This window comes from Gracilibacillus caseinilyticus, from assembly GCF_022919115.1.
GTDB lineage: Bacteria > Bacillota > Bacilli > Bacillales > Amphibacillaceae > Gracilibacillus > Gracilibacillus caseinilyticus.
Window position 1 is genome coordinate 330,007 of record NZ_CP095072.1, and the last position, 13,856, is coordinate 343,862.

Annotated in this window: 11 protein-coding genes and 1 pseudogene; 4 read left to right on the forward strand and 8 right to left on the reverse strand. The window is 38.6% G+C overall.

The window, feature by feature from the left end; translation table 11 throughout:
• The first annotated feature begins 566 nt into the window (after nt 1-566).
• Nucleotides 567-1,907, forward strand: coding sequence for a tetratricopeptide repeat protein (locus MUN88_RS01550; RefSeq protein ID WP_244720014.1), 1,341 nt, complete (start codon nt 567-569; stop codon nt 1,905-1,907).
• Here MUN88_RS01550 and MUN88_RS01555 read toward each other — a convergent pair.
• Complete coding sequence (locus MUN88_RS01555; RefSeq protein WP_244720017.1) at nt 1,904-2,776, reverse strand: DNA-3-methyladenine glycosylase family protein; 873 nt, start codon at nt 2,774-2,776, stop codon at nt 1,904-1,906. The genes MUN88_RS01550 and MUN88_RS01555 overlap by 4 nt on opposite strands.
• Nucleotides 2,777-2,865: 89 nt before the next feature.
• Here MUN88_RS01555 and MUN88_RS01560 point away from each other — a divergent pair, with 89 nt between their 5' ends.
• Together MUN88_RS01560 and MUN88_RS01565 are read left to right on the forward strand one after the other, a co-directional pair.
• Complete coding sequence (locus MUN88_RS01560; RefSeq protein ID WP_244720020.1) at nt 2,866-4,392, forward strand: Ppx/GppA family phosphatase; 1,527 nt, start codon at nt 2,866-2,868, stop codon at nt 4,390-4,392.
• 95 nt (nt 4,393-4,487) lie between these two features.
• Nucleotides 4,488-6,584 (forward strand): RNA degradosome polyphosphate kinase, encoded by a 2,097-nt coding sequence (locus tag MUN88_RS01565; protein WP_244720023.1) that lies wholly within the window; start codon nt 4,488-4,490, stop codon nt 6,582-6,584.
• A 32-nt stretch (nt 6,585-6,616) separates the two neighbouring features.
• On the opposite strand, the gene MUN88_RS01570 is transcribed toward MUN88_RS01565, so the two are convergent.
• The 7 genes and pseudogenes from MUN88_RS01570 to MUN88_RS01600 form a co-directional block, all read right to left on the reverse strand.
• Nucleotides 6,617-6,940: an ArsR/SmtB family transcription factor gene (locus MUN88_RS01570; protein ID WP_244720026.1), complete on the reverse strand. Its 324-nt coding sequence runs from the start codon at nt 6,938-6,940 to the stop codon at nt 6,617-6,619.
• The gene (locus MUN88_RS01575; protein ID WP_244720029.1) at nt 6,941-7,360 is read right to left on the reverse strand and encodes an SRPBCC family protein; all 420 of its coding nucleotides are present in this window, start codon (nt 7,358-7,360) and stop codon (nt 6,941-6,943) included. It lies immediately after the preceding gene.
• A gap of 469 nt (nt 7,361-7,829) precedes the next feature.
• A complete protein-coding gene (locus MUN88_RS01580) occupies nt 7,830-8,438 on the reverse strand; it encodes a pectate lyase (protein ID WP_244724276.1) in 609 nt (202 codons plus the stop codon).
• Between the two features lie 33 nt (nt 8,439-8,471).
• Nucleotides 8,472-8,951, reverse strand: a pseudogene (locus MUN88_RS01585) (RICIN domain-containing protein); the annotation flags it as partial.
• Between the two features lie 506 nt (nt 8,952-9,457).
• Nucleotides 9,458-10,249: a delta-lactam-biosynthetic de-N-acetylase gene (gene pdaA, locus MUN88_RS01590; RefSeq protein ID WP_244720032.1), complete on the reverse strand. Its 792-nt coding sequence runs from the start codon at nt 10,247-10,249 to the stop codon at nt 9,458-9,460.
• Nucleotides 10,250-10,305: 56 nt separating this feature from the next.
• A complete protein-coding gene (locus MUN88_RS01595) occupies nt 10,306-11,616 on the reverse strand; it encodes a Na+/H+ antiporter family protein (protein WP_244720035.1) in 1,311 nt (436 codons plus the stop codon).
• 21 nt (nt 11,617-11,637) lie between these two features.
• Complete coding sequence (locus MUN88_RS01600) at nt 11,638-11,787, reverse strand: SE1561 family protein (protein ID WP_244720038.1); 150 nt, start codon at nt 11,785-11,787, stop codon at nt 11,638-11,640.
• A gap of 406 nt (nt 11,788-12,193) precedes the next feature.
• Here MUN88_RS01600 and MUN88_RS01605 point away from each other — a divergent pair, with 406 nt between their 5' ends.
• Complete coding sequence (locus MUN88_RS01605; RefSeq protein WP_244720040.1) at nt 12,194-13,654, forward strand: NAD(P)/FAD-dependent oxidoreductase; 1,461 nt, start codon at nt 12,194-12,196, stop codon at nt 13,652-13,654.
• Nucleotides 13,655-13,856: the final 202 nt, after the last annotated feature.

Genomic DNA, 13,856 nt, shown 5'->3' on the forward strand with positions numbered 1-13,856 from the left:
TGCATAGAACCACTGCTATTAGCTGTATCTATCGTTGTAGAACTTCCATAAAGGGTAGAAAATATACGAAGACTCCCCTCATGACGCAGGTCGCATCCCGCAGGAAAGCGGGTTTTTCTTTCTGAGGAAGCAGATCGACGTCCCCCAGGAAGCCGGAGCTTTGCTACGAATATTAAACATTTCAAAATTTCCACTTCCACTTTATATAAACCGTAAACCATACTTTCAAATAACTGTGTTTATTTACTTCCCTTACTAACAACAAAAACCCTGGATACGCTTTACCAACAAGCATATCCAGGGTTTCAATCATCTATTCAGTTCTCTGTTACATCGCGACACTAAAAGGAATAAAAATCAACAACAATGCTAAAGCCAGTGACCACATTAATTCTTTTAGCACAGATATCCCCCTAGTAAACTTTTAATCTAGCATACCATACAACCTGCATTCTGCCCGTGATTCGCGAGAAACATTACAAAAACTTTACAAAATGATCAACTTTCCGTCTGGATGTATTTGTGCTACACTAAAGGTAATCAGGAAAAAAGGAGTTGTTTCGAATATGACAACTATCCAGCTTATGCATCACAAAAAAACAACACCCGCTACTGTATCGAATATGTGGGTCTATCGCCAAGCAAAACTCATAGAAGTCCAGGTGACGAATAACCAAACGTACTTCTTATTTTTCTATAAAGACCGCTATATTAACGCAAAAAAAACAACTGCTATACGTCTGACATCCTTTCTAAAATATGCACTCAGAAATGGCCACTCATTTGAAGATGATCATCCTCTTACCAAAGCATTGCTTTCCAAAGATGAAGTATACCGACTTACTTCCAACAATCATATGTTTCAAAAGCTTAATGACAAATATAGTGAAACAGAAATGCTCTATGTTCTTGCGATGTTTGATAATTATATCGATGAGAAAAAAATCCAGGCACAATGCAAAAAAGCCTTTTATCACCATCGACGCAACGGCTCACTCTTGAAAGCTTACCGTTTACTTGTCAATTATGTTCAGGTCCGCCCGAATGACACGTTCGCCAAGGATATGCTCCATCACTTTGACTTTCAGAAGTACAGCGAAATGTATAAAAACATTGACAGACTAACAGAACAGTGGTCTGATCCCCTCTACTTGGAATCCATGTTCTTTGACCAAAATTACCCTAAATCAGTCATAAATTCACTATTACGACAATACGATATAGATAATCGTCAATTTGATCAGTTGTACTTGTATTTTGTCACTCGTTCCGCCTTAACATCTATGACGTCGGTTGCGCCGCTGACTGAGAAATTGCTTAACAAGCCTGATCAGATTGTATTTTGGGAGAAAATGCTTGATCATTATCAGAAACCGGATGACATCATCGCAAAACTGGTGGAGCTGGGCGGATATCTCTCCATTTTACGATTTCACTTGAAAGAAGATAGCGAACCCGATCTGACACTTTTCGAAACAGCCATCGAGAAAATGTCATCACAGGAGCTTACCAGTCATTATCAACAAGTACTTGCTAAAATTTTGACAATGTACCGGGATGATACCGTTCAATTAGAAAAGGTATTACAGCATACCATCAAAAAGTTACTACCCGTTCTCTCACTTAATGAGATATTACATTACCTGGATACTACAGAGCTACCGATTATTAAGAAGCTGAAGAAAATGAGGCAATTATCGGATAACCCTGATCAGCAATTTGCCTTAGGTGAAATCTATTATGACTTGGAGCAATATGATAAAGCTATTGCCTGTTTTGAATGGGAAATGGAGTTATCTCCGAATGATCCAGCGCCTATCCAATATCTCTACAAGAGTTACGTGGCAAAAGGCGACAAAGAACAAGCTAACACGTATAAACAGCTGATGGTCAACATTCCATCTTAAGGCTCTTCAATACTCCGCCATAAAGTCATGGCAGCATAAGAGCGATATGGTTTCCATAACTGGTTCCATTCCTCTAATTGCTGTGCTGTCGGTTTCTTATCAAGTCCAAAGTATTGTTTGAGCGCATTCTGAACCCCGATGTCGCTTGACGGAAAGTGGTCCTGCCTTCCGAGTGAGAACATCAGCCAGTTTTGAGCAGTCCATGCACCAATGCCACGAATTTTCACTAATTCCTTCATAACTTCCTGATCTGTTTTGTCATAGAAGGAATATAGATCTAATTCGTCATCAACGATTTTCTTTGCCGTATCTATCACATATTCTGCCTTACGACGGCTAAATTGCATGTCCTGCAGCTCTTGATATGGAATCTTTGCCACTAGCTCTGGTGTAGGATAAAACCACACATCATCGACTTTTTCACCGTAAGTGGTGACAAATCGCAATGTCAAAACTTGCGCAAATGACATATTTAATTGCTGATGGATAATTGTTTTCACTAAGTTGCTAAAAGGATCAAACTCCCGAATCAATGGTGTAGCGGGATATTGATCGAACAAAACGGCCAAATCTGTTTCTTTAAAAAATTGACCAATTTTGTTTAAATCCTGATCCCAAGCAAAAATCGCAGCAATCCTTGCAATCAGATCATCTTTTCTCTGTACAAGCTGTCCTTCTATTAGAAAGCACGGGGCTTCTGTCGTACCAGTTGCCGTCACTGTGACCACATGTTTTTCATCTGAGATTCGGATCGGTACAAACACACGGCGTTTTTCCATATCAACATAATTGAGATTATCCATGTCCATCCGGAACAGCAGATAATCAAAATCATAAGGCATAGTCAATGCTATTTCTTCTTGCCACATAATAATATCCTCTCAATTTTTAATATTCAGATTTATTATTCTATTATGGTATAATGTAGCAAAATCTACAACCAATACAGGGTGATAAAATGAAGAAGCAGTACTATGCCATTATTGACATCGGATCCAATACGATGCGACTTGTCATATATTTAAGGGAAAAAGGCGGAAAGTTAAAAGAAGTGGAGAATGTAAAGGCTGTTGCCAGACTTCGAACTTTCTTAAATGATGATAATACACTGACACAATCCGGAATTGACCGTTTAGTATCGACATTACAAAGCTTTCAAGATGTATTAGCAACCTATCAGCTGCAGGAAGTTGTCTGTTTAGCAACCGCTACAATCAGACAAGCTGACAACAAAGAAGAAATCGTCCTGCAGGCGGAAGCCAACACGGGAATCACGATCCGAATTTTAACTGAAAAGGAAGAAGCCTATTATGGCTATTTAGCAGTGGTGAATTCAACATCCGTCACAACCGGTATTACAGTTGATATCGGTGGCGGAAGTACAGAGGTAACGTATTTTAAAGATCGCGAATTAATAGAAGCGCACAGTTTTTCTTTCGGTGCCTTGACATTAAAAGAGTTCTTCTCAAAACCGATACCATCAGAAGCAGAATTAAAAGAATTACGCCATTATTTGTCCGAGCAATTCTCAACACTTCCTTGGCTCTGCAATAAGGAAGTACCGTTAATTGCCATCGGCGGGAGTGCACGGAACTTAGTACAGATTGATCAAAACTTGAAAGAATATCCGTTAGCTGGCCAACACCAGTATAAGATGTACGATACAGATATTAAGCAAGTGAGTAATTACTTAACAACATTAAAGCCAGATAAACTCTCCAAGGTCGAGGGGCTGTCAAAAGACCGTGCCGACATTATTATACCTGCAATCGAAGTATTCCACAGCTTGTATCAGATTATTCAGGCGGACTGCTTTATATTAAGCAGAAAAGGGTTAAGAGACGGCGTGTTTTTTGAGCAGCTGTCAAAGGAAATCGGTTCTGTTCTTTTTCCTAATGTGTTAGAGGACAGTATTCAGGAATTGATTACCGATTATAGTCTGGACACAAAGCAAATTGTCCACGTGCAATATTTAACTCGCAAATTGTTTCAATATTTGAAGGAAAATAGTCTGATTCATTTGGACAAACAGGATTGGAAGCTGCTGAAAAGAGCCAGCTACTTGTGTAACTTAGGTGAATATATTGATGCTGAAGCCAGTGCGCAACACACCTTCTATTTACTCGCAAACCGAACGATTGACGGATTGATGCACAAGGATCGGTTACGAATCGCCTTAATTGCATCTTACAAAAACAAAACCATTTTCAAACAATTTATTCGGCCCTATAAAACTTGGTTTTTAAAGGAAGAACGCAAAAAACTCAGACATTTGGGGGCCATTCTTAAGTTCAGTTACTGCCTGGATGCTACAAGACGTCAAGTGGTGAGAGATATAACATTTGACCACCAGAAAGATACCTTAGTGATTGAACTTCACTGCAATGGTGATGCCGCACCAGAAGAGTATCAATCCGAAAAACAAAAAAAGCACTTGGAAAAAGCGATCAAAAAAGAAGTTATTTTACGTTTCATAACTTCGTAAATCTAATTTAACAAAAAATATACATTATCTTAACAAAACTCAAACCACTTTGCGTTATGATGAATAAGAAGATTGTCGAAAAAGGATGATGTCTGATGTCAACTGTCAAACAAGAAAAAAATCTAGAATTACCTGCTTACTATAATAACCGGGAGATCAGTTGGCTTTCCTTTAATAAACGAGTATTAGAGGAAGCAGATGATGAAACCAATCCGCTATTGGAACGTTTGCGTTTTTTATCTATATTCTCTTCAAATTTAGACGAGTTTTTTATGGTGAGAGTTGCTGGGTTGAAGGACCAGGTGAAAGCCGGTTTCAATCGTCCTGATAACAAATCAGGTTTGACACCCAAACAGCAATTATCGAAAATATCCAGTTTCAATCATGAACTGGTAGAGCAGCAATATGATTTATACAAGGATTTATTACCTCTCTTAATTAGGGAAGACATTAAAATATTGAACATGAGTGATTTAACATCTAAGGAAATCAATGAACTTGAGGAGTATTTTGATGAACAGATTTTCCCTGTTCTCACACCTATGGCAATCGATGCTTATCGTGCATTCCCCATGTTACTCAATAAATCATTGAATTTAGCGGTGCAGCTGGAAGATACCTATGAACTAAATCATGAGCATACAAAGACTGCTATTGTACAAGTTCCAGCCTTATTGGATCGATTCATTCAAATTGGTAGTCCACATCATTATATTTTGCTGGAAGATTTAATCCGCTACTTTATTAATAAATTCTTCAAAGGATATCATGTAATATCTTCCACAACATTCCGTATTACACGAAATGCCGATATGACGATCCATGAAGAAGGTGCACGTGACCTTCTAAAAGAGATTGAGAAGGAACTGAAGAAACGCAAATGGGGTGCAGCCGTCCGACTCGAAGTGGACGCTAGAGAAAACAACCCTGATATGGTCGAGTTTTTGCTACATGTTCTTGAAATTCACAAGAAAGACCTTTATATCATTAACGGTCCACTGGATCTTACATTTTTGAATGATTTCTATGGCCATGTTCGCAAAGAATATGAGCATCTAATTTATGAAACATTAATCCCTCAGCCTGCCCAGGATATACATGAAGATGAGAATGTCTTCGAGGCCGTTCGCAAGCGGGATTTATTTCTTCATCACCCATATGAATCATTTGAACCAGTTGTTGATTTAGTACGTGATGCCGCCGATGACCCAGAAGTATTAGCGATAAAACAAACACTCTATCGCGTTAGTGGTGGTTCGCCAATTATTGAAGGTTTAAAACGAGCTGCTGAAAATGGAAAACAAGTTACCGTACTAGTTGAATTAAAAGCAAGATTTGATGAGGAGAATAACGTACAGTGGGCGAAAGAATTAGAAAAAGCAGGCTGTCATGTTATTTATGGCATGATCTCATTAAAAACTCACAGCAAAATTACCTTAGTCGTTCGCAAGACGCATGGAAGAATAGAACGGATTGTCCACTTGGGAACAGGTAATTACAATGATCAAACAGCGAAATTCTATACTGATATGTCTTATTTAACGTCCAAGCGTAAATTTGGTATCGATGGGACCAACTTCTTTAATTATCTGAGTGGTTATACGGAAAAGCCTGGTTATCATCATTTATCGATGGCACCTTTTGATATCAGAAATGATATTATCGGCTACATCGACAGAGAAATCGATTTCCATAAACGTTATGGCAATGGCCGTATTATTGCGAAGATGAACTCGCTAACCGATAAACCGCTCATCCAGAAAATGTACGAAGCCTCTCAAGCAGGTGTGAAAATTGATTTAATCGTACGTGGCATTTGCTGTCTTCGCCCTGGCATTACAGGAGTCAGTGATAATATTAATGTCAAAAGCATTGTCGGACGCTTTCTCGAGCATAGCCGGATTTATTATTTTCATTATAATGGCGAAGAGAAATTATTGCTTTCGTCAGCTGATTTGATGACACGTAATATGGTCAAGCGGGTAGAATTAATGTTCCCTATTTTTGAAGGGCGTATTAAAGAGAGAATTAACACGATTTTAGAGTTGATGTTAAAGGATTCAGCCAAAGCAAGAATTCAGGAGCAAGATGGAAGCTACTATCATATCAGACACCTAACCACTGAATCATTATTTAACAGCCAACTGAATTTATTTGATATGGCCTATAATGTCCTTGAAGACGAGGAATAAAAAAAGAAGCTGAGGATGATCTCAGCTTCTTTTTATTCTTTGTTTTCATTCTCAACGATATGTTGTAACACACTTAATTTATTTTGCCAGAACTGATCAAAATAGGATAACCATTGACTAACTTCTTCCAGAGGTTCTGCATGTAGACGATATACTTTCTCTCGTCCTCTTTTTTCTCCACTTACGAGTTGTGCTTCTGTCAGGACATGCAGGTGTTTCACTACTGCTGTACGACTTACCGGAAAATGTGTCGTTATTTCGGAAATAGTCCGTTCTTTCTCCGCTAACAGTCGAAGCACCATTCTTCTGGTTGGATCAGCAATCGCCTGAAATACTTCTTGAGTAGCTGCAGCCATTTATTGCTCCACTACTTCTTTCAGTTTGTGTTGAACAATATTAACCCAGCCATTATTCATGCGTTCACGAATGACACTGCTTTTCTCATCAGGTTTAGTGTGGAGTTCGTCCGCTTGTTTCCATCCACCATGTATCAAGGTGAATTCTGTTATTCCTTCAATTCCTTTCAAGAAAAAGGTTATGATCCAGCCATCCACATCCCATGAAAAAGAAAGTTTATGAGGTTCGTCCACTTCTAATACTTTACATGGGGATGGCCCAAATGGAGACTGAATATGAAATTCATGTCCTTCTACTGGTTCAAAATCGTTTGGCATGAACCATTGTTCCAACCCTTCTGCAGAGGCAATTTTCTTCCACACTTTATCAATATCGGCATCAAGCAAAACTGTTTGTTGAATATCTTCTACTTTTTTCACAAATAACGCTCCTTTGTATTTAAACATAACCAAAAGGTGTTACTTTATAATATAACACCTTTTGGTTATAAGTCAATCGATTTTCTTTTTTTATGTGCTGTCCTATAAAAATTTCTATTTATGCAGCACTTGCTGATTGAAACTGCTTGCTACCCTTCTATATAAATCCTTAGAATACGGATTATGTCTAGCTTTGGGACTACTTTGATTTATTGTATGTGCTGGAAGAACGCTCCAGCCAACCACTTCGCGTCCTGCGGGCATATTTCCGGAGATTTTCAAAGCACGTAATACATTTCAAAATGGCCAAACTGTTATACAGTTCCACTTTACATAATCCGTATTCTAAGAACTTAACTTCATCTTACGCTTGATTTCTTATGTAATTTGCTTAATTACGGTAACTATATTCTTTCTTTGCGCGCAAAAAAGGCTCGAAGCTGCCTTCGAACCTTTTTTGTTATTTTATTTAATATTCGTAATTATCACTTTCTGAAACGTTATCGACGTTGTACCATTTTTCGCCGACATCAGAATATCTTGTGTTGGTCATGGTTACTTCGCTGGAGCTGGAGTCTGTACGGAAAATGGCTTCATCCATATTTGTGATGACACTGCCATCAATGATGATGCTTGTTTTGAACGTTGTACCACCATTTTGACGAATCATTTTACCAGCATTATCAGCGGTGAAGTTCAGAATTTCAAAAGTAGATGGTGCATTGACTTGGAACATCTTATCGTCACCATTTTGAGCCGAACCACCTCGAATTGTTACGTGGCCATCATCCTTAATCGTTAACGCATCTTCACCAATATCTTCCCAAACAACATTTTGTACTAATGCATCACCATAAGTATGAACGCCATCAGCTGCAGGATCACCGATCACAACATTTTTCAGTGTAGCGCCATCTTCTAGTCGGAATACTGGGTCCTGGCTTTCTGATTGACTGCCATCACCTAATGTATCAGGATTTGCTACGTATCGTTTTCCACCGCCATCAAATGTGTCTCCAGCTTCCACGACAATCGTTTGATCGACTGTAATCGTGTCACTAGGTGCTACTTCTACAATTCTCCATTGTTGGCTAGTTCCGCCCCAGTCATCCCACTGTATAATATTTCCACCATTTGCTGTGGACCAATCATACACTTCTAACGCTTTACCACTGTTACGGTTGATAATCTTCACATAGCCGTTACCTATATCTTGAATACTCCATTGCTGACTTGCAGCATTCCAATCATACCATTGCGCTACATTTGCACCATCTTCTGTCGACCATTCATACACTTCCATTGCTTTGATGCTGTTGGCGTTTAACAATTTATTGAATCCTTCTCCAACATCTACAATGCGCCATTGCTGATTTAGGCCGCCAAGGTCATCATATTGCACAATGTTGCCTCCATCGGCAGTCGACCATTCATATACTTCTAATGCTTTACCACTATACCTGTTAATAATTTTATAACTTTTACTCGCATCAAATGAAGCTGCTTGAGCTGAATCAACATAGAATACGCTCACTAGTAAAATTGAAAACGCTAACATTAATAGCAATCTTAATTTATTCACTAATACCATCCTTTAATTAAGTTTATTATAAAGCATTTTTATTAATTAAACACTAGTAATTATCGGCCGATTAATCACACTATCATTATAAACATTAACATTAATTTATTTCAATCATTATTACCAAACTAAACAATACATGCAGATTTTTTTAAACTATTTAACGAACAAAAAACGTTTATGTCATTGATATATAGTCATTCTTAGCTTTTTTGTTTTTTTACAATAATCACCAATAATATTCCTGTCCTCATAATATGTAAGATTGATTGTTTTGCGAAATCATTCTTATAGGTATATGCTTAGCAACGCTCCGGAAAAATGCTTCATCACGCATCCGTTGTAGAATCCATACATTACCGCAGGCCACCCATGTAGATGCCCTCGGGATTAAGCAATTACCAGTTAGCTATTTCTTTACATAATCCGTATTATAAGCATTAAAAATAAACGACACCTTTTCCAATTTTTTAACATAAACAAAAGGCTCTCGTATCATTACGAGAACCTTTTGTTTAGGATTGTTTAGTAAAGCCCATAATTTCTCTTGGCAGCAGTTGCTTGAGCATGAGATCATCTAAGCTTTTGAATTGATAGCCTTGCTTGCGGAGATCATCGATAAGATGCTCTAGTGCATCGGCATTATCCTTGGAGACGGTATGCATTAACACAATCGCACCAGGATGAATCTGATCCATTACTTGATCATATGCATGCTGCCAGCCTTTCTCGGATCCTTGATTCCAGTCAACAAAGGCTACAGACCAGAAAATATGTGTGTATCCGAGTTCATTTGCCCACGTTAATGACGTTTCATTAAACGTTCCTTTCGGTGGACGAATGTATTGAACTACGGCCTTTTTATCGACATTCTTGATCTTGTCGGTTAATTCGGTCACATCTTTTGTAAAAGCTTCTTTAGATATCGAAGTGAAATCACGGTGACCATCAGAATGATTACCGATGATATGTCCATCGTCTAACATTCGTTGGACAAGCTGTGGCTTATCTTCGACATAATGACCAGTTAAAAAGAACGTTGCGGGTACCTTCTTTTTCTTCAATACATCTAATATTTGCTCGGTGTAACCTGCTTCATAGCCATTATCAAATGTCAGGTATACATGCTTATCTCCTGAAGGGTCTAAGTAAAAGCCATTATGTTTCTCCAATATTCCTTTGTACTTCCCTACTTCAGGAGGCTGGTTATCGGTACCTTTTTTGTATCCCCAACCGTAACTTGTCGCACTAACCTCCATTGGGATGACACAAATCAATAACAAACATATAATAAAAAGTTTTTTCATTTCATCACCTTTTTTATTTTTAGTGTGTATGAAAAAAGGTGAGTTATCCTGTTATTTTATAAAATAATACTGGCAATCCAGCCAAATAAAAACAACGGAATATTAAAATGCAAAAAGGTCGGGACACATGTATCCCAAATATGATGGTGCTTGCCATCCGCACTTAAGCCCGATGTCGGTCCTAATGTACTGTCACTCGCTGGACTTCCCGCATCACCTAGTGCACCTGCTGTACCAATTAATACCGCAATGGCCATTGGCGAGAATCCAGCTGCTACACAAATCGGCACATAAAGAGCCGCAATAATGGGAATGGTACCGAAAGAAGAACCAATTCCTAATGTGATAAGAAGACCAACTAATAATAAAATAAAAGCAATAAGTGCCTGATTATTATCTAACATCTCAGATGAGGCTGAAACTAACGCATCCACTGCCCCTGTTTGTTTTAAAATATCTCCAAAGCCTGAAGCTACCAGCATTACAAACGCAATTGTCCCCATCATACCAACACCTTGTTGGACGAAGGTGTCCCCTTTACGTAATGGAACAGCAAAGAATACTACCATCAATACAATACCAGTTAATGCACCAATAACAAGACTTTCAGTAAGAATTTGCACAATTAGTGCTCCCACAATAGCCAGTATCGTTAAACCATGCTTCACTTCAAAGCGAGTATCTTTTGCGATTTCTTCATCATTATAGCCACTATCTACCTTTACTGATTGTTCTGGCTCTCTATCTTTTCGATACGTTATAAAAACGGCTACCAGCAAACCAAATAGCATACCTAATCCGGGAAATGCTAAGGATTTGGCAATTTCACCAATCGTTATGTCCACGCCATTGTTTTGCATACCACTTTTAATCGTTTTGTGAAAAATTAATCCAAAACCGGCTGAAATCATAATGTAAGGTGCTTTCAAGCCAAACGTCAAAGCTGTAGCCACCGCTCTACGATCCAATTTCATTTGATCAAACAGCTTTAGCAACGGAGGAATCAAAATCGGTATGAAGGCAATATGCACCGGAATAACATTTTGTGACAAACAGGCAATCCCTGCCAAACACAGTACAAGCAACGTTTTCTTTCCTGTCAAAATTTTAATTAATCCTCTAACAAGTAACGAAGTAATCCCCGTATAACTGATCATCGCAGCAAATACACCTAATAAAATATAGCTTAATGCAGTGTCTGCCTGACCACCCATACCTTCTATCAATATGTCGATCGTATCTTGTATACTCATGCCAGCCATAAGACCTGCTACAATTCCTGCTATGATAATGGCAAAAATTACATGCACTCGTAATAAACTCAAGGCAAGCATGACAATAACGGATACGACTACTATCCATTCCATAGTAAATCCCACTTTCCCTTATTATCCTAGTTCTTTTTCAATCTTCTCAATCATTTGGATTAATTGATCAACGTCTTCTACTGACGTTTTTTCAGGATCTAAATGATCTAGTCGTTCAAGAAATAGCTCTAATTGTGAGCGAAGTTCGTTAATTTTCTCATGGCTTGTCATTCTAATGCTCCTTTCCATAGTCCAATATCAATCCTAATGGAATTAGCTTCTCCTGTCTAGCAATTTTCTACGCAAATAAAGAAGGATGTTCAAAAAGTCCAGGAAAAATCACTGTGAACTTCTGCGTTGGCTTGCTTCTCCGTTCCTCATGTAGTTGATAAGCATCCATTCCGGTACTCGAAGCTACTCTGCCTTGAATTTTTTTGCACTTTTTGTTCTTCTTTTTAAACACGCTCCTAAAGACAAATACAAGATCAAACAGAAAACATACAAATTAGGTGATCCTGGAGTGTGTTGTTTGCAATATTATCCAATCAAATTTACAATTAATTACACCACACATTGTTTATTTTCTTTAAAGGGAGTGTGTAGAGATGCATAATCAAAAAAAGAAGAAAAAGCACTAGTGATTGGCGCTGGAATTGCAGGTTTGCTAACTGCGCGCGTTCTTTCCGATTATTATGAAGAAGTAATGATTATCGAAAAAGATGAATTACCGCAAAAAGCATCTAACCGTAAAGGGACTCCTCAAGATTTTCACCCCCATCGTGTGTTACCGCGAGGTGACATTATTATGAACCGATTTTTTCCTGATTATATGGAAGATTTATTTGATTTAGGAGCGCATAATGCTCAAAATGATAAAGTCGTTAACTTTTCACCATTTGGTACGCTCGAATTAGTGATCAATCAACGTAGTGTAGCCAGCAGCCGTCCATTACTGGAGTTTGCAATTCATCAGCGTGTGCAACAGCTTCCTAATGTAAGATTTCTGTCTCGACAATCAGTGAGAGGACTTGTCACATCTGATGATAACAAGCAAGTGACAGGGGTTCACGTGAAAGAACGAGATGGAGAAAAAGAAGAAAGATCTATACCTGCTAACCTGGTAATAGACACGAGTGGTCGTTATTCCAAACTCAACAAACGGCTGAAAGATATGGGGTATAACGTACCAGATCAAGAACGATTGCAAGTTAAATTCGGATACAGTACAAGATATTATCTCGTACCTCCACATATCAACGAGAAATTGAGCGGTATTTCACGAGGAGTACCTGAGCAGAATATTGGTTCCGTAGGTCTTTTTTATATCGAGAATGATATGGCTCAAACCATATTATTCAATGCTGGTGGTTCCAATTTACCCGCAACGAACACAAAGGATTTCGAAAAGCAGCTAAATGAATGGGCTAGTCCCATGCTCAATAATCTAGTTAAAGAGCTAGAGCCAATTGAGGATCCAAGGGGTTATAGAGCAGCTGAATCCGTCCGTCAGCATTATGAACAAATGGAAAGCTGGCCATCTGGGTTATTAGTATTAGGGGATGCTTTCTGTAACTTTGACCCAATTTATGGACAAGGCATGACAGTTGCAGCTATTGAAGCTGAAATATTAGCCAATTGTCTGAAAGAAAACACTCCACCTCAGATTTGCTTCGAACGTCAAGTACTTCAACGTATGCAACAGGCGATTGAACCGGCATGGTGGTTAAGCTCAATCGAGGATTTACGTTGGAACGGGGTCGAACATGTCGGAAGTGTTCCATTAAAAGGCGTATCCTTTGCACAAAAATATTTTAATTTATATATTAAGCATGCCATGAAGCAAGCGAAGGAAGATAACAACCTTTCCATGTTCCATCAATATATGAAAATGAATGGATTAATTGATTCACCTAGTGAAATTATCAATCCGGATATGCTTAACATGATAATTACCGGCGACGAGTCTGCTGAGGAAGAAGCGGTATTAGCAGAGCTGGGAGAAATGGATATGAACAAGATGCAGGAGCGTCTGAATGAACTAGTGCCATCCTTTTCTTTAGCATTTGACGAAAAAGTCACGGACTTATTCTCTACTTGAACCAGAAGGGAAGTCAAGTCAGTGTAGTAGCAGTTAATGGTGATTTGCCATTCACCCCCTAAAATATCCCTGTCGGTCCGAACTAAAAGGAGTGAAGTATAGCTGCCTATAATACGGAATATGTCTAGCTAAGTGTTAATTTTGAAATTCTTCATATGCAAGGATGCCGCTCCGGCCAACCACTTCGCGTCCTGCGGGAGTC